The organism is Gelidibacter mesophilus DSM 14095 (genome assembly GCF_000423005.1).
In the GTDB taxonomy this organism is placed as follows: domain Bacteria; phylum Bacteroidota; class Bacteroidia; order Flavobacteriales; family Flavobacteriaceae; genus Gelidibacter; species Gelidibacter mesophilus.
In genome coordinates this window covers 619,155-637,047 of the sequence record NZ_AUHD01000001.1, presented here as the reverse complement: position 1 = coordinate 637,047, position 17,893 = coordinate 619,155, and the positions used below count along the sequence as shown (strand labels likewise).

The window sequence follows — 17,893 nt, the reverse complement described above, 5'->3', positions numbered from 1 at the left end:
TCGCAAAAGCAGCAAAATCAAACTTCGTGATTCAAACTTCATGCTCCGAGCTTAATCCACATCTCATTAAAACTCCGCAATAGTTACCGCAACAACGTCACCAAAGTCTTCAGATCAACCGATTGCTGATCACCTGAAATCATGTTTTTAAGGGTATAGGTTCCCGATTCTAGTTCGGATTCGCCCACGAGTACCACGTTCGGAATATTGCGCTTGTTGGCATAATTGAACTGTTTGATGGTTTTTTTGTGATCTGGAAATAATTCGGCGTTGATGCCGTTTCTTCGAAGTGCTTTAATGGCTTTCATACTGGCCATAGCCTCGGTTTCGCCGAAATTTAAAAAGAGCACTTTTACCGTATTCGTAATGGTTTCAGGAAATAGATCCAAAGCTTCCAATACCAAGTAAATCCGGTCCAACCCAAAGCTGATGCCTACGCCACTTACATCTTTCAATCCGAAAATCCCAGTAAGGTCATCATAGCGTCCGCCGCCACCAATAGAGCCCATGGCAACCCCTTCTGGAGCAGCCACTTCAAAAATAGCACCGGTATAATAATTGAGTCCGCGGGCCAAAGTCACATCCAATTTCAAGCTGGCGGTTTGCAATTTCAATTCTGAAATGGCGTGATCAATAAATTCCAATTCTTCGATTCCTTTTGTACCTTCTTCTGACGTGGACAATATGCTTTTTAATTGTGCAATCTGCGATTCAAAAGTTCCTGACAGACTGAATAATGGTTGTAATTTTTCTATTCCCAACTCCGAAATCCCTTTGCCCAGCATTTCTTCCTTGACCTTCTCCTCGCCTATCTTATCCAATTTATCGAGGGCTACGGTAAAATCGATCAACTTGTCCTGTGCACCAATCACTTCCGCAATTCCGGATAAAATCTTCCGATTGTTGATTTTTATGGTAACACCTTCCAATTTCAACGCTGTAAATACCGCATCGTACAATTGAACGAATTCCACTTCTTGCCATAAAGACTGGCTTCCAACCACATCGGCATCACATTGAAAAAACTCTCTAAAACGGCCTTTTTGAGGACGGTCTGCCCTCCAAACCGGTTGGATCTGATAACGTTTAAAAGGAAATTCAATTTCATTTTGGTGCTGAACTACGTAGCGTGCAAAAGGTACGGTAAGGTCATAACGCAACGCCTTTTCAGAAATGGAAGACGTTATTTTATTGGAATCTTTATCATCATAAGCTTGCTGATCGGCCTTATTTAAAAAGTCCCCAGAATTTAAAATCTTAAAAATCAATCGGTCACCTTCCTCGCCGTATTTCCCCATTAAGGTGTCTGAATTTTCAAAACTGGGGGTTTCGATCGGTTGAAATCCGAAACGTTCAAAATTGTGTCGGATCGTACTAAAAATATAATTGCGTTTTGCAACTTCCTCCGGATTGAAATCGCGGGTCCCTTTTGGAATGCTTGGTTTTTGTGCCATATCAACGTCCTGCTAAGGCAGGAATCTCTTTTTATAATCCCCACAAAGCGGGGATCTTATTTTACAATTCCTGCATGGGCAGGAATCTCAATTTATATTCTACTTCCTGCAAAAATATTACAATTTGAAGAATATAAAACCAAATTGGATGGTATTTGCTATTCTCGTGGTTTTCTCCCGCTGATCTCTCAAATTTTCGTAGAATTTCGGAAGTTAAAACCAAACTGGATGTTAACTACTAACGTTAAATTCGTCTTGCACCAAAACCCTTCGCCCTATGGTTATGCGCTCAAATAAATGCCGAAGTCATCAGTACCTATCTGTGCTATATGCTGGAAACAAAAAAAATGCACGTCTTATTTCAAAATTATAGTAACTTTATTGACCGTTTGTAGTCTTATAGTCATTGAACACTCACAAGAACACCCAACCTTTATGTTTTCATTATTCAGAGAGAATATTAGAATTGCCCTAAACTCCATTCGCACCCAGCTGCTTCGCACCATTTTGACGGTTCTGATCATTGCCATCGGGATTACGGCTTTGGTAGGCATTTTGAGCGCCGTCTCAGCTTTGGAGAATACTATATCCAGTGATTTTTCTTCCATGGGTGCTAATACGTTCAACTTTCAACGTTATGAATTTACTACCCAGCGCCAAAGCGGAAAAGAAGTTCAAAAGATCAATCCCGTGATCAGTTATAGAGATGTTACAGATTTTAAAAACACTTATAAATTTCCTTTTACCCAAGTGTCCATTTCGTTTGTGGGGACCCAAGCGGCAGAAGTAAAATACGAAAATCAAAAAACCGACCCTGAAGTGATGGTTTTGGGGGTGAACGAACATTTTATTCAAAATTCCGGATTGGAAGTTACTGAAGGTCGCGAATTCAATTATTTTGATATTGAAAACAGCAGTACACTTTGTGTTATTGGGAGTGATTTGGCCAAAGCCATTTTAAGTGATGTCAATCCGATAGGTCAGACCATAAGTGTTAGAGGCGCCAAGTTTAAAGTGATTGGGGTTTTAAAAGCGAAAGGCTCTAGTTTTGGAAACAATCAGGATTTACGAATGATGATTCCGATTCAAAAGGCAAGAACCTTGTTCACCAGTCCGAATATCAATTACAGCTTAAGTGTTAAAACCGATAAAAAAGACATGCTGGAAGGCGCACAAGATGATGCTATCCTGACTTTTAGAAATATTAGAAACCTGAATCCCGTTGAAGAGAATAATTTTGGAATAGAGCGCAGTGATGATTTGATCAATCGTATTGGCTCAATTACGGACTATCTTTATATTGCCGCCTGGGTGATTAGTATGATCACTATTTTGGGGTCTTCTATTGCTTTAATGAACATTCTGTTTGTATCTGTTACAGAACGTACTCGAGAAATTGGGGTCAGGAAAGCATTGGGCGCCAAAAAGAAAACCATAGCGACCCAGTTTTTTATGGAAGCTATTATTATTGGACAATTGGGAGGTATCATCGGAATTATATTGGGGGTCCTTATTGGGTATGGTGTTTCTGCTGCCGCCGACTTCCAATTTTCAACCCCTTGGCTGGCCATGTTCAGCGCGTTCACCATTGCTTTTATCGTGGCCGTGGTTGCTGGTCTTCTTCCGGCAGTAAAAGCGGCTAAGCTGGACCCTATTGAATCGCTGCGGTATGAGTAGTGATGAGTGGATAGTGGGATATCAGCAGCCTTCTCTCGCAACAGGTCGTGATATCAGCATCAAATATGACCACCAAATTGATTTGGACCCAATACATACGTATGAAATATCCAAAAAGTGCAAACTGAAGACTGGAGGCTGAAGATGTAACATTAAATTTATTTCAATACTAACTTCTCAAAATACTTATATAATTCACCTTTAGTAATGACGCCGCCTTGCTGAATAAGTTTAAATTTGTCCAATGCCTTATCTTCGGAATAGGCTTTAGTGGCAGTCAAAAATTCAACCTCATCAGACAATAAATTGTCTCTAAACCAATTAAATCCTTCACGAGTTGTTAAATCGACAGTTTCTATTTTTAATTTAACAGCTATCAATTGCATATCAGTTGCTCTCAAATGGAACAAATGCATCTGTTGCGGCGAAATGTGTTCTAAGTACACTACTTTCTGTAAGACACCTTCCCAAACTAAATCGCTAAAAACATCCAGTTCCTCTTCAGCAACCTCTGGTTTATTGGTTTTAATATCTGCCCATTCTTCGGCAGTAATTGTTTGTGTGGCCAAAAAGTTGATAAACTCTTGGTGCAGTTCTTCAAACTGTTCTTTGGTAAGTCTTGTGTATTTCATGGGCTCCTCTTGATCTCCCAAACGGAAGAAACCTATTTTAGTTTAAACTTAAATTAGGGATATATTGTGTGTTTATTACCCCAATAATTAGATGTGCTTTTCTTAAATAGAAAAATTCTGGTTATGAAAAAAGCCTCATTCCAATAAAGGATTGAGGCTTTTACAAATTAATTTTTGAAAATTATGCTTCTGCAATAACCTCAAAAGTCATATCAACAGTTACATCTCTATGAAGTCTGATAACAGCGTCATATTGACCTAAACGTTTGATATTACCACCTGTAATGGCGATATACTTTTTATCTACTGAAATTCCAGCATTGTTGAATGCATTTGCCAAATCAATATTGGTAATAGAGCCAAATATTTTGTCTCCAGCAGTTGCACCAGCACCCGCTTTAGAAGTTAATTTAATTTCCAATGCTTTAATTGCGTCTGCTTGTTGTTGCGCTTCTGCAATCACTTGTTTTTCTTTGAACGCACGTTGCTTCAAGTTTTCAGCCAATACTTTTTTAGCTGAAACTGTTGCCATTACCGCTTGTTTTTGAGGAATTAAGAAATTTCTACCATAACCGTTCTTTACCGTTACAACATCGTCTTTAAATCCTAAATTTTCAACGTCTTGTTTTAATATAAGTTCCATAGTTATGTTTTTATTATTTTAATAAATCTGCTACATAAGGCATCAACGCAAGGTGACGCGCTCTTTTTACTGCTACAGATACTTTTCTTTGATACTTTAATGAGGTTCCTGTTAAACGTCTTGGTAACAATTTACCTTGCTCGTTAACAAATCCTAATAACCAATCGGCATCTTTATAATCAACATATTTGATACCAGACTTTTGGAAACGACAATATTTTTTCGTTTTGCTTGTGTCAATGTTCAAAGGGGTAAGATATCTGATCTCGCCGTCCTTTTTTCCTTTAGCTTGTTGTTCTATTGATGACATAATTACGCTTTTTGTTTAAGTTTAGTTCTTCTTCTTTCAGCCCATGAGATCGCATGCTTGTCTAACTTTACAGTTAAATAACGCATAAAACGCTCGTCACGTCTAAATTCTACTTCTAGTGGATTGATAACTTCACCATCTACAGTGTACTCAAACAAGTGGTAAAAGCCACTTTTTTTGTTTTGGATTGGATAAGCTAATTTTTTTAAGCCCCAATCTTCTTTGGATACCATCTTTGCTCCTCTAGAAACAAGAAAATCTTCGTATTTCTCTACTGTTTCCTTTATCTGTGTTTCAGATAAAACGGGATTTAAGATGAAAACAGTTTCATAATGATTCATATAAATTGTATTTAATTATTTAAAATGGCTGCAAAAATAACCATTATATATGGTTTTGGCAACAAAATTTTAGTTATTTTTATATCCAAGATTGGTTGTTTAAAAATATGTTAAATTTAACGGTTTACCGATGATATTTGGTTTTTATCCGAATTTTTCGTACTATTGTCGATATCTTAACCTAAATAAACCAAATGTTATGACTCTAAACTGTGTAGTAGTTGATGACTCAGCGATACAACGCTTATCGATTGTAAAGTTAATCGAAAATCATTCAGCTCTTAACCTTATTGCAGAATATAGTAGCGCCCTTGAAACTAAAAATGGTCTCAATACCCATAAAGTAGATCTTATCTTTTTGGATATTGAAATGCCTGTTCTTAATGGTTTTGAGCTATTGGACGTTCTCAACAACAAACCCCAAATTATTTTTGTTACTGGTAAAACAGAATACGCATTTAAAGCTTTTAATTACGATGCAACTGATTATCTTCAAAAACCCATCACTAGAGAGCGTTTTAATGTTGCTGTAGAAAAAGCCCTAGAACAGCATAAATTGACGCTAGATTTTAACGAAACTGATGGGGAGCACATCTTTGTAAAAAGTAACCTCAAAAAGCGTAAAGTATATATTAAGGACATTAAATGGATTGAAGCCCTTGGGGATTATGTGAAATTGGTCACAGAGGAAAACAGCTTGGTCGTACTTTCAACCATGAAAGCTTTTGAACAGGAATTACCGGAAGGCAAATTTTTAAGAATTCATAAATCGTATATCGTCAATTTGGACAAAGTAGACCGATTCAACAGTAAAAATGTTGAAGTGGGCGCCTATGAGATTCCTCTCAGTAGGAATAAAAAGTCTGAACTTGTGGATGCGTTGAATAATATCTAAAGGAATAACATTTTATTGGTAAAAATCCTGCTGTAAAGTAGGATTTTTTTTTTGGGGTTAAATGAAATTAAGGTGTTTGAAATAGTTAATTGAAATGAAATTTTAGATCAATCGAATTCTTTGAATTAAAATTTTATGAAATGGAACGCTGATGACGCTGATTTTTTATGATCGGCACCGATCTTTTCGGAGCAATCAGTGAAAATCTGCACTATCTGCGTCATCTGTGTTCTGTTGATTGGTTTCCAATCCTGAAGCATGGGAAGGATAAGTTCAACTTGCGACTTCTAGGGAAAATTTTGCGTTGTTAGAAAAATCCCGCCAATCCAAGAGTTTTGGGAGCGAGATTAGTTCAATTTATAACTATCTAAAGAAGAATTGGATATGGCATTAAAAACCCTGCTAAAAAGCGGGATTAGTTCAAATACGAAATGGGCGAAAAGCACATTTCTATTTTACTAGTAGTTATCAACATTTTCACTAGTAGTTATCGACATTCAAAATAACCCTGACCGATCTAAATTCTTTAATACTCAAAAAACTGTTATTAATCTTAGCAATGGCTTTTTTGGTTTTTGATAAGGATTGTTGCTGCGGAATCTTAACAAGAATGTTCTTATGGAATTGGTTCCTGATCCGGGAGATAGGTGGAAATTCTGGTCCTAAAATATTAGTTTTAAAAACCTGTTTTAGGCCTGTGGCATACCATTCTGCGCCAATATTTACCTTATTAAAATCTTTGTGTTTTAAGGTGATTTTTATCAATCGGAAAACGGGTGGGTATTTAAAATTATGGCGCTCATCCATCTGCTCCTTATACATCTCCTCATAATTGTTATTGGAAACTTGATGCAGAATTCGATGGTGCGGATTATAAGTTTGAATCAACACTTTCCCACGTTCATCGGTACGCCCTGCCCTCCCTGATACTTGAAGCATCAATTGAAAACTCCGTTCATGAGCCCTAAAATCAGGAAAATTGAGCATATTGTCAGCATTCATAATACCAACCAGCTTCACATTTCTGAAATCCAACCCTTTGGTCAACATTTGGGTACCAACCAGAATATCAACTTCTTTTTGCTCAAACGCATTGATAATTTTATCATAACCAAACTTCCCGCGTGTGGTATCCAAATCCATTCTTGCCACCTTATGCTCTGGAAAAATTTCTTGGGCTTCTTCTTGCACCTGCTCCGTACCAAAACCCTTATTGTCCAATTCCACGCTGCCGCAGGCCATACAATTTTTAAGCATGGCGGTATAATAGCCGCAATAATGGCATCGTAACTCATTTTTATATTGGTGAAAGGTCAGACTCACATCACAATTAGGACACTGTGGCGAATGTCCACAAGTAGTACATTCTACAATAGGAGAAAAACCACGTCGGTTTTGGAATAATATGATTTGATGGCCTTCCTTTAAAGCGGCAGTCATTTCTTCAATGAGTCGGTCGCTAAAATGCCCCGTCATCCGCTTTCGTTTGTGCTTATCCTGAATATCGACCAACTCAATATCGGGCATGAGCACATCATTATATCTGTGGGTAATTTCCACCAAACCATACTTGCCTTGTTTAACATTATGATAGCTTTCCAAACTTGGTGTGGCCGAGCCCAACAAGGTTTTGCTTTTAAACAGAGAGGCCACAACAATGGCCGCATCGCGCGCATGGTAGCGTGGTGCAGGATCAAATTGTTTAAAAGAAGTTTCATGTTCTTCGTCAATAATCACCAATCCCAAATTGTGAAACGGCAAGAAAATAGACGAACGTGCCCCCAACACAATCTGTGCCTTGGGCTGATTTTGCAATACGTTATTCCAAAGTTCAAAACGTTCATGAGATGAATATTTAGAATGGTAAACTGATACATTGCCTCCAAAATAAGTTTCCAATCGGCTCACCAACTGTGTGGTCAGGGCAATTTCAGGTAGCAAGTACAGCACTTGCTTGCCTTGGGCAATGACATCTTCAATCAACTTCACATACACCTCCGTTTTTCCCGAAGAGGTCACCCCATGCAATAAGGTAATATTAAATTTCTCAAAAGATTCATGAATCTCTTTAAGCGCAGTAACTTGATAGTTGTTTAGTTCTTTGGAAGCTTCATTGGCCTCTCCCAGATAGGCCACACGATCTTCTTGAAAGTGATATTCTTCAAGAATTTCCTTGTCGATCAACGTTTTTATGATGGCTGATGAGGCACCACTCGCATCAGACAAGTCCGTCACTTTTACAGATTTCTTCGTTTGTGCCGAAAGCGAAAATAAAGTCATGACCACATCCCTCTGCTTCGGCGCCCTGCTCATCTCCTCCAATAATAACTGTAATTTTTGAGGTTCAGCATACTTCGAATTCAGCTTGACATACCGAACCAATTTGGGCTTGTATTTTTCATACACTTCTTCCTGAAGGACGATGGCTTCTTTATCCAATAGCCTATTAATGACGGGAAACACATTCTTCTTATCCAGGATATTGACCAAATCTTGAAGTTTAAGCGACGACTGATGGTGGAGCGCTTCATACACCAAAAATTCCTCATCCTTTAAATCGGCATCATTGATGATCTTGTCATTGTTTTTAGTGATGATCGTTTCACTTTCAAGCAAAAAGGAATTAGGCAATGCAGCTCTTAGTACATCCCCTAAAGTACACATATAATATTCTGAAATCCATTGCCAATGTGCCAACTGATTTTGGGTAATGATGGGTGCATCATCTAAAATCTGATGAATTTCTTTAGCGTCATAAGCCACCGGCTGTTGTCCATGGATACGAAATACCAGCGCCGTATAGATCTTGCTTTTTCCAAATGGAACTGCCACCCGCATGCCCGGTTTTAAAAATTCCGATTCGGCCTGAGTGATACTGTAGGTAAATAACCTTTCAAGTGGAATGGGAAGTATGACGTCTATAAAATGTTGCATGCGCTAGGTCAAGATTCTTCTTGGTCGTGTTTTTGTAGGTTATATTTCTTTAAAAGTCGGATGGTAGCATTCAATTCGAAGCCCAACAATAAAATATTGGAGTTTAACCAAAGATAAAATAACAATATCAACAAGGCTCCAATAGAGCCGTACAGTTCATTATAAGTGGAAAAATAAGTCACGTATATGCCGAACAAATAGGAGAATACAATGATTAAGATTGTGGTCAACAGCGCACCCGCTGAGAAAAATTTAGAGTTCTTGCCTTCTCTTGTTCCAAAATAATACAAGGTGGCCGTAGCAATATACACCATAAGTACAAAAAACACATATTTGGCAATGGCCACCATAAATAAACCCTCCTCATAGGTTTCGTATCCTTGTTTATCCATATAATAAAGGACCCTTTGAATTACATAAATCTGGAAATATCCTATCACTGCAATTGTAATAATTAACAAAAGAACCAAGATAAGCGCCACAAACATGGAGTATAAGTATTGCTTAACCACACTGCGTGTCAACTGCTGATGGTAGGAACTTTCAAATCCAGAAAAGAGCGCACTAATCCCATTTGCCATTAAAACAATAGAAAGCAGGAACACTGAAGAAATCAGTCCTCCATTTCCGCCTTTATAAATATTTTGAAAAATGTTTTCAAAAAAGAAATCGGATGTTTGTGGCGGTAAAACAGAATTCAAGAATCCTTTGAATTCATATTCAAAACCAGGCACAGGAATATAGGGAATGAGAATAATAATAAATAATAGAAATGGAAAAATGGCCGTAAAGAAGCTAAAAGCAATCGCACTCGCTCTACTGGTTACAGCGCCTTTGATGATGCCTTTACCATAGAGTCTTAAAAAATAATACAGTGTCAATCCCTCTAAAGCAGGTAACTTTATTTTTTTTAGAAATGCGATGAGATACTTTAATACAGGTATTTTCTCGAGTTTATCCTCGATTTCATCCTCTATATTGGCATCAGGCAGATCGGACATTTAAACAGCTTTTAAACTTAAGTCCATATTGTATACTGAATGTGTCAGGGCGCCAGAAGAAATATAGTCCACCCCACACAAGGCATATGCTCTTGCAGTGTCTTCATTGATACCTCCTGACGATTCCGTCAAACTTTGGTCGCCAATTAAAGCCACTGCTTTTTTGGTGTCCTCATAATTAAAGTTATCAATCAAAATCCTGTATACGCCTTCGGTTTTTAGTATTTCCTTGATTTCTTCGAGATTTCTGGCCTCAACTATAATCTTCAAATCAAGATTATTTTCTTTTAAATAGGCTTTCGTTTTAGTGATGGCTCTGGTAATTCCACCAGCAAAATCGATATGATTATCCTTCAACATGACCATATCATATAAGGCAAACCTGTGGTTCTCTCCTCCGCCAATCTTTACCGCCCATTTTTCTAAGGCTCTTATGCCTGGCGTCGTTTTTCTGGTATCCAGAATTTTGGTTCCCGTGCCTTCCAATAAATCCACAAATGTTTTTGTTTTTGTTGCAATAGCACTCATGCGTTGCATGGCATTTAAGACCAAGCGTTCTGCTTTTAGAATGGATTGTGAAGCTCCTTCTACATAAAATACTAGATCACCATACTTTACTTTAGAACCATCTTCAATCAAGGTTTCTACTTTCAAATCTTTATCGATATAATTGAAAACACGTTTGGCAAAGGCCACACCTGCAATAATACCATCATCTTTCACCAATAGCTTTGCTTTTCCTTGGGCGGAAGCAGGGATACATGCCAACGAACTATGATCCCCATCACCAACGTCTTCTCTTACTGCATTCACGATGATGCCCTCTATTTCTATATTGAATTGTTCTTCTGAAATCATTGTAGTCATATTTAATGTAAAAATACTAATTGATAATTGAAATACTCAAATTCCAAATCTGAAATTCTGAATCCTGACAATTTTGTAATTTTACGCCATGCAAATAAAACTACTCGCCATAGGCAAAACCGACAACCAGCAATTACAATTGCTCATTCATGACTATCAAAAACGTTTGGGATTCTATATTAAATTCGAATTTGAGATGATTCCCGATCTGAAAAAAGCGAAGAACCTGAGTGAAGAACAACAAAAACAAAAGGAAGGCGAGCTTATTTTATCAAAACTCAGTACAACTGATATTCTTATTTTAATGGACGAAAACGGGAAGCAATATGATTCCGTCGGGTTTTCAGAACTGCTTCAAAAGCACATGAATTCTGGCATTAAACAATTGGTTTTTGTCATTGGTGGTCCTTACGGATTTTCACCAGAGATGTACGAAAAAGCAAATGGGAAAATATCGTTATCTAAAATGACATTTTCCCATCAGATGATCCGCCTGTTTATGATTGAACAGTTGTATCGTGCTTTTACTATTTTAAGAAATGAACCTTACCATCACCGGTAAAGAGTAGCTTCTAGTCTGAACAAAAGATTAAAATTCAGCTTTGCCCAATACTGCATCTCCTAGTGCCTTTCTTCTAATAGGTCTTAAAAGCTTGTTTTCTCTTCTTTAATTGGATTTCTAAATCAGAAATGGTTTCTTTTACCGCCATTTCATAATTCTTCTCATCCGAAGTCGCAAATACTTGTGGCCCTGGCAAGCTTAATTTTATATTACAAATTTTACCTTTTTCAGGCTCATTACCTTCTTCTTTAAAAAACACATCGGCACTGATCAGCCAATCGTATTTTTCGGCCATTTTATTTAATCTTTCAGTAGTATGTGCAGCAAGTGAATCGCTATAATCTAAATTTACGAATTGAATGTTTATGGTCATAATAAATGTATTTATGTTATGAGACTAAATTACGGGTTTAAAAAGGAAGAGGTCCTGATAATAATCATAAAATATGCTTAAAGTTAGCCTTCATTGGTGCTTCTTGTTTTGGGCTTTCTGTTTCAGGTTTCCTATTTTTTGAGTACAAATTCAGCAACTTCTGTTCAAACCTCCCGTACGCCCCCACACGATACAGGTATTCAGAAAAGAAAAGCGAAGTTAAACGTTGTTCGTCAAAGTTCGAAAATAGAAAACTCTATAATCATAATTTCCTACAAGCTAATGCCCAATACCTATTCCTTAAATCTCCCGCAAATCCCGCAGATGTTCGCAGACCGTTTTCTAAATAATAAATGGCACTCATAACTCTGAAAGTATAACGCCCCATATTTCCACATCTCGCCTCTCATCTCTCACATCGCTAATCCTTATTCCTAATCCATAATCCCTATTGCCCCATAAAAGTCCATTCTCTCTTAGGACATTTCAATATTATTACACTAATTTTACCAATCAATCTTATATCATGCAAATCGTTTTCGCTACCAACAATCGCAACAAATTAAAGGAAGTACAAAGTCTTATTCCAAAAGACATTAAACTGTTGAGCTTAGAAGATATCAGCTGCTTTGAAGATGTTCCTGAAACTCAAGACACTATTGAAGGGAATGCCATCCAGAAAGCCGAGTATATTAAAAAGCACTACGGATACGATTGTTTCGCTGACGATACGGGATTGGAAATTGAAGCGCTTAACGGAGAACCTGGCGTCTATTCCGCACGCTATGCAGGTGAGCAGCGAAATTCAGAAGACAATATTCAAAAAGTCCTATTAAACCTGAAAGACACCTCTCTTAGAAGAGCGCAATTTAAAACCGTTATTGCATTAGAACTTCATGGTTCGCAGCAACTCTTTACGGGAACATGCAAAGGCGACATCACTTTAGAAAAAAAAGGAGAAAAAGGTTTTGGTTATGACCCGATCTTTAAGGCGGAAGGCTATGATAAAACCTTTGCTGAAATCACTTTGGAAGAAAAAAATCGAATTGGTCACCGAGGAAAAGCTGTAAATCAACTCATTGCCTATTTAAATAATATTTAGACGATTACAAATCAATTGCTTAACAATTAGGATTTGTGAAAAATAAAAGTGTACCTTTGCACCTTGAAATTTTTCCTCAAGGTGAGGATGTGTTACTGGAAGTTTAGGTTAAGTATGTCGATTCGCTTCTATTGTAACACCAAAAGAACATAATCAAATACATATTAAATCGAATGAGCACATTCCAAGATTTAGGTCTTAATGATGACCTATTACGGGCTATTACTGATATTGGCTTTATTACGCCAAGTGATGTCCAAGCAAAAGCAATTCCAATTTTATTAGAAAGAGACACAGATTTAGTGGCTTTAGCACAGACCGGAACAGGTAAAACTGCTGCTTTTGGCTTCCCAATGTTACAAAAGATCAACATTGAAAGCAGAACAACCCAAGGATTAATTCTCTCTCCTACCCGTGAACTTTGTTTACAGATTACCAACGAGTTAAAAAATTACGGTAAATATTGTAAGGGATTTAACGTAGCCGCTATTTATGGTGGTGCGAGCATTAGTGACCAAGCCAGAGAAGTCAAAAGAGGCGCACAAATTATTGTTGCTACTCCAGGGCGTATGAAAGACATGATCAACCGTAATATGGTGGACATTTCTAAAATTGAATACGCAGTTCTTGATGAAGCTGATGAAATGTTGAATATGGGGTTCTATGAGGATATTACTGATATTCTATCACATTCTCCTGAAGACAAAAACACCTGGTTGTTTTCTGCAACCATGCCAAAGGAAGTTTCGGCCATTGCAAAAAAATTCATGCATTCGCCTGTTGAAATTACAGTAGGCAACAAAAATGAAAGTACCAATACTGTATCTCACGAATATTACTTAGTGAATTCCCGTGACCGTTACCAGGCCTTAAAACGTTTGGCCGATGCAAATCCAGACATTTTCTCTGTGATTTTTTGTCGTACGAAACGCGATACCCAAAAAGTTGCGGAGCAATTGATTGAGGATGGCTATAGTGCCGGTGCCTTGCACGGTGATTTAAGCCAAAATCAACGGGATATGGTCATGAATTCCTTCCGTAAGAACCAAATCCAAATGTTGGTGGCTACTGATGTTGCCGCACGTGGAATTGATGTTGACAACATTACGCATGTAATCAATTACCAACTGCCCGATGAAATTGAGACTTACACACACCGTTCTGGTAGAACTGGTCGTGCAGGAAAGACCGGTATTTCAATGGTGATTGTTTCAAAAAGTGAATTGCGTAAAATAAAAAGTATTGAACGCATCATTAATAAAAATTTCGATAAAAAAGAAATTCCTGACGGGATGGAAATTTGCGAAGTCCAATTAATGTCTTTGGCCAATAAAATCCATACGACAGAAATCAACCCTGAAATTGAAAAATATTTGAGCAGTATTAATGAGTTGTTTGAAGACACTTCTAAAGATGAATTGATCAAAAAATTCTTTTCAGTAGAATTCACACGCTTCTTTAATTACTATAATAAATCGAAAAACTTATCGGTAGCTGACTCTCGTGGCAGTGATAGAAACACTGATTCTGGAAGAGACTTTGGTCGTGATTTTGGCGGCAATGACGATTCTTCACGTTTTTTCATTAATGTAGGTAAGAAAGATGGTTATGATTGGATGAGTTTAAAGGACTTCTTAAAGGAAATTCTTGAGCTTGGAAGAGATGATGTCTTTAAAGTTGATGTTAAGGAAAGTTTTTCTTTCTTTAATACGGAAAAAGGATTACAAGAAAAAGTATTGGCTTTTTTCACCGACTTTAAACATAATGGTCGTTTTGTAAATGTGGAAGTTAGTGAAGACCAAGGTGGCGGAACTAGTAGAAACAAAAGACGTTCTGGCGGCGGAAGACGCTCAGGTGGCGACTTTAAACCACGTAGTGAAAGACGATCAGGCGGTGATTTCAAATCGTCAGGAAATAGAAGCGACAGAAGAAGTTCAGATAGTTCTAGACCAAGACGTTCTGGAGATAGCTCTGGTCCAAATAGACGTGACAGACGTTCTGGCGCAAGCGAGAGACCAGCTGAAGCCAGTTTTTCCAGACCAAGACAATCGCGACGTAAAGATTAGTTACAAGTCCATTGATCATTAATGCATAGACCACTTATCTATGAATGATTTCAGGTTATCATATATTTAACGAAGCGGAAAATTAAAACTTTCCGCTTCGTTTTTTATTTTAGTTTTTATCGGCTTGTCATTTCATTACATGTTGTCACCATGGATGCAGCATAAACTGACTTTCAGCACAAAAAACCATAGGATTTTCCATTTATGAAAACTACTTTGTCCATCATTCTCCCAAAAGCATGCTGTTTGATTTTACAACAAGCTAGCCCAAACAAACGCTCAGCATCACTCTTATCTCATAACTCATAACTCGCAACCCCAATTCCTTAAAGTTAATATTATATCAATTTTGCAGTGTTTCGACCCGTTTCTGAGTTTTGTTTCTTATTTTTATCGCTTAAATAAACCAATGAGGCACCTACTAATACTTACTGCTTTTTTATTCATTTCCTCCCTGAGTCTGGCACAAGAACCAACCGTTGTATCAGGAGCGGTATACAGCACGAGTACTAATGAAACTTTGGAAAGTGTGAACATTGTCAACTTAAATCAAGTGATTGGGACCACTACTAACAATCTTGGCGAATTCACGATTAAAGCCAATGCCAATGATACTTTGCATTTTTCGTTTTTGGGTTATAAATCCATTAAAGTAAGAGTGACGAACGACTGGTTAAAATTTGGAGAAACCAAGATTGAAATGACAGAGCTAGCGCTGGCGTTGGAAGAAGTAGTCGTCAATCAATTACGCCTTACGGGTTTTTTAGAAGTTGATATCAAACAAGTGCCAGTTAAAACCAATTACAGATACAGCATTTCAGGCCTATCAACAGCTGGCTATGAAGCAGGAAGCAATACAGGAGCAGTCAATAAAGTTTTGGGAGCAATATTTAATCCAGCGGACTTTCTATATAACATGTTTGGAAAGAAGCCCAATGAGCTGAGTAAATTAAGACAAATGAAAAAGGACGATGAAATCAGAAATTTACTGGCTTCTCGCTTTGATCGTGAAATGTTAATGGTTTTATTACAAGTAGACCGGGTTGATTTGGATGAAATTGTCAGTCAATGCAATTACTCCAAAGAATTCATTCAAACGGCCAATGACCTCCAGATTCTGGACGCTATTAGCGAATGTTACGAAGAGTACAAAGTATTGAGCAGAAGCAAAAATAGAAGCAACTAGGTTTTCTTCTTTTCATAAAACCGCTCTACAATATCATCATAACTTTTTAAGGTTTTTGAAATCCAATCAAAACGTTTTTCCAATTGTTCCTGATTGGTCAGCTGCCAATTCACATTAGACTGTCGTAATTTATTTGTAACGTCCTGTAAAATGATGGCTGCAGAAACTGAAATATTCAAACTCTCGGTAAAACCTACCATCGGGATTTTTAAATAGCAATCTGCATTCTCCAAAACATCTTGAGACAAACCTTCTGTCTCCCTACCAAAAAAGAAACAGGACTTTTTACTAATGTCAAAATCCGAAAGCACTTGGTCATTCTCATGTGGTGTAGTCGCCACTATTTGGTATCCATTTTCTTTTAAGCTTTTGATACAATCCTTAACGGTATGAAATCGTTTCAAATCCACCCACTTTTGGGAACCCATCGCAATTTCCCTATCAATTCGTTTGGAATTGCGTTCTTCAACAATATGCACTTCCTGAATCCCAAACACATCACAACTTCTTATGACTGCACTCGTGTTATGCAATTGGTACACATCTTCAGTGGCCACGGTAAAATGCTTGGTCCTGTTTGGAAGCACCGTATCGAAGCGGGCTTTTCTCTCAGGGGTAAGATAGGTTTCTAAATGCTCTAAAAGTTGGAGGTGAGTCATCAAAAAAGTTTATATTTAAACAAAGATACTGTGTTCATCATTTATCAGCACTTATTTTTAAGCATTGTTGTTCGAAAAAGAAATAGCAAAGTTAGGATTGTCAAGTTTTAAAAAAAGAGTCTTGCTAATTGTATCGCGAAACATCTGAATAAAAACTTTGGTTTTGAACTGTTATAAATTCAAAAACAATGGTTCGTCAATAAGTAACAATCAAGTCTTGATTCTTGATTCTTGATTCTAAGAGCAAAGCGTGGATTGCTGAGCTTGTCGAAACATCTTGATGGTCTTTAAGAAGTAAACATTTTTTAATAAGAACATTTAATGCCTTGAGTTCTTAAAACAAAAGACAATTTAATAAACACATAGAAATTCTATAAATAAAGAAAATCTAAAAACATGAAACATATTGTAGTATTAACCGGCGCAGGCATCAGTGCCGAAAGTGGGATTAAAACATTTAGGGATGCAGACGGATTATGGGAAGGTCATGATGTAATGGAAGTGGCGACACCTGAAGGATTTAGAGCCAACCCTGAACTTGTTCTTGATTTTTACAATCAGCGCAGACGCCAGTTGCTCACCGTAAAACCTAACGCTGCACATCTTGATTTGGCAGGCCTAGAAAAGGATTATAAGGTATCAATTATTACTCAAAATGTGGACGATTTACATGAACGTGCCGGAAGTTCCAAGGTGATCCATTTACATGGCGAGTTATTAAAAGTCAGAAATGTCATGGATGAGCTCAGTTATTATGAACATAAAGATGATATTAAACTAGGAGATGTCTGTCCAAGTGGACATCAACTCAGACCACATATTGTTTGGTTTGGGGAAGCAGTGCCCATGATTGAAACTGCCATGGAACTTTGCGCTACTGCCGATATTTTAATCATTATTGGTACGTCCATGCAAGTCTATCCCGCAGCTGGATTAATGCATTATGTTCCAGAAGGAACGCCTATTTATTATATAGACCCTAAGCCTGCAATGGAAAGTGGGGGTGACTTAACGGTTATTGCCGAAACTGCGACAACGGGAGTAAAAAAGGTTATTGGGATGCTGGAATGAAGTTGAAATTGAAACAATCAGAAATTCAAGTCGAACTCAAGATACTCAATGTCAAAACGCATCCCTTACCCCAAAAAGAAAGTGAGATACTTTTTACACAATTTAAAATGACATTTAATT

Annotated in this window: 17 protein-coding genes; 7 read left to right on the top strand and 10 right to left on the bottom strand. The window is 37.5% G+C overall.

The window, feature by feature from the left end; translation table 11 throughout:
* Nucleotides 1-83: 83 nt before the first annotated feature.
* A complete protein-coding gene (gene hisS / locus G525_RS0103005) occupies nt 84-1,454 on the bottom strand; it encodes a histidine--tRNA ligase (protein WP_027124839.1) in 1,371 nt (456 codons plus the stop codon).
* A 435-nt stretch (nt 1,455-1,889) separates the two neighbouring features.
* Between hisS and G525_RS0103000 the strand changes: the two genes are divergently transcribed.
* Nucleotides 1,890-3,131: an ABC transporter permease gene (locus G525_RS0103000; protein ID WP_027124838.1), complete on the top strand. Its 1,242-nt coding sequence runs from the start codon at nt 1,890-1,892 to the stop codon at nt 3,129-3,131.
* A gap of 158 nt (nt 3,132-3,289) precedes the next feature.
* Here the strand turns inward: G525_RS0103000 and G525_RS0102990 are convergent, their stop codons facing one another.
* The 4 genes from G525_RS0102990 to rpsF form a co-directional block, all read right to left on the bottom strand.
* Complete coding sequence (locus G525_RS0102990; RefSeq protein ID WP_027124837.1) at nt 3,290-3,763, bottom strand: DUF6495 family protein; 474 nt, start codon at nt 3,761-3,763, stop codon at nt 3,290-3,292.
* Between the two features lie 181 nt (nt 3,764-3,944).
* Entirely contained in the window at nt 3,945-4,406 is a 462-nt protein-coding gene (gene rplI / locus G525_RS0102985; protein WP_027124836.1) for a 50S ribosomal protein L9, read from the bottom strand.
* 13 nt (nt 4,407-4,419) lie between these two features.
* Nucleotides 4,420-4,716: a 30S ribosomal protein S18 gene (gene rpsR, locus G525_RS0102980; RefSeq protein WP_027124835.1), complete on the bottom strand. Its 297-nt coding sequence runs from the start codon at nt 4,714-4,716 to the stop codon at nt 4,420-4,422.
* 2 nt (nt 4,717-4,718) lie between these two features.
* Nucleotides 4,719-5,057, bottom strand: coding sequence for a 30S ribosomal protein S6 (gene rpsF, locus G525_RS0102975; RefSeq protein ID WP_027124834.1), 339 nt, complete (start codon nt 5,055-5,057; stop codon nt 4,719-4,721).
* 199 nt (nt 5,058-5,256) lie between these two features.
* Here rpsF and G525_RS0102970 point away from each other — a divergent pair, with 199 nt between their 5' ends.
* Nucleotides 5,257-5,952, top strand: coding sequence for a LytR/AlgR family response regulator transcription factor (locus G525_RS0102970; RefSeq protein ID WP_027124833.1), 696 nt, complete (start codon nt 5,257-5,259; stop codon nt 5,950-5,952).
* Between the two features lie 480 nt (nt 5,953-6,432).
* On the opposite strand, the gene priA is transcribed toward G525_RS0102970, so the two are convergent.
* The 3 genes from priA to nadC are packed head-to-tail and all read right to left on the bottom strand — an operon-like array spanning nt 6,433 to nt 10,745.
* Entirely contained in the window at nt 6,433-8,886 is a 2,454-nt protein-coding gene (priA, locus tag G525_RS0102965; protein WP_027124832.1) for a replication restart helicase PriA, read from the bottom strand.
* Between the two features lie 8 nt (nt 8,887-8,894).
* A complete protein-coding gene (locus G525_RS0102960; RefSeq protein ID WP_051209710.1) occupies nt 8,895-9,887 on the bottom strand; it encodes a YihY/virulence factor BrkB family protein in 993 nt (330 codons plus the stop codon).
* Nucleotides 9,888-10,745, bottom strand: coding sequence for a carboxylating nicotinate-nucleotide diphosphorylase (gene nadC, locus G525_RS0102955; RefSeq protein WP_027124830.1), 858 nt, complete (start codon nt 10,743-10,745; stop codon nt 9,888-9,890). It lies immediately after the preceding gene.
* 97 nt (nt 10,746-10,842) lie between these two features.
* On the opposite strand from nadC, the gene rlmH reads away from it, so the two are divergent.
* On the top strand, nt 10,843-11,316 hold the full coding sequence (rlmH, locus tag G525_RS0102950; RefSeq protein ID WP_027124829.1) for a 23S rRNA (pseudouridine(1915)-N(3))-methyltransferase RlmH: 474 nt from the start codon (nt 10,843-10,845) through the stop codon (nt 11,314-11,316).
* 73 nt (nt 11,317-11,389) lie between these two features.
* Here rlmH and G525_RS0102945 read toward each other — a convergent pair whose 3' ends face one another.
* On the bottom strand, nt 11,390-11,689 hold the full coding sequence (locus G525_RS0102945; RefSeq protein WP_027124828.1) for an HPF/RaiA family ribosome-associated protein: 300 nt from the start codon (nt 11,687-11,689) through the stop codon (nt 11,390-11,392).
* A gap of 526 nt (nt 11,690-12,215) precedes the next feature.
* Between G525_RS0102945 and G525_RS0102940 the strand changes: the two genes are divergently transcribed.
* The 3 genes from G525_RS0102940 to G525_RS0102930 all read left to right on the top strand — a co-directional run bounded on the left by G525_RS0102940 (nt 12,216) and on the right by G525_RS0102930 (nt 16,043).
* Nucleotides 12,216-12,791, top strand: a complete 576-nt coding sequence (locus G525_RS0102940; protein WP_027124827.1) for a non-canonical purine NTP diphosphatase — start codon at nt 12,216-12,218, stop codon at nt 12,789-12,791.
* Nucleotides 12,792-12,964: 173 nt separating this feature from the next.
* On the top strand, nt 12,965-14,857 hold the full coding sequence (locus tag G525_RS0102935; protein WP_027124826.1) for a DEAD/DEAH box helicase: 1,893 nt from the start codon (nt 12,965-12,967) through the stop codon (nt 14,855-14,857).
* Between the two features lie 409 nt (nt 14,858-15,266).
* On the top strand, nt 15,267-16,043 hold the full coding sequence (locus G525_RS0102930; RefSeq protein ID WP_027124825.1) for a carboxypeptidase-like regulatory domain-containing protein: 777 nt from the start codon (nt 15,267-15,269) through the stop codon (nt 16,041-16,043).
* Here G525_RS0102930 and G525_RS0102925 read toward each other — a convergent pair.
* A complete protein-coding gene (locus G525_RS0102925; protein WP_027124824.1) occupies nt 16,040-16,702 on the bottom strand; it encodes a TrmH family RNA methyltransferase in 663 nt (220 codons plus the stop codon). The genes G525_RS0102930 and G525_RS0102925 overlap by 4 nt on opposite strands.
* Nucleotides 16,703-17,098: 396 nt before the next feature.
* Here G525_RS0102925 and G525_RS0102920 point away from each other — a divergent pair, with 396 nt between their 5' ends.
* Nucleotides 17,099-17,773, top strand: a complete 675-nt coding sequence (locus G525_RS0102920; RefSeq protein WP_027124823.1) for an SIR2 family NAD-dependent protein deacylase — start codon at nt 17,099-17,101, stop codon at nt 17,771-17,773.
* The last annotated feature ends 120 nt before the right edge of the window (nt 17,774-17,893 follow it).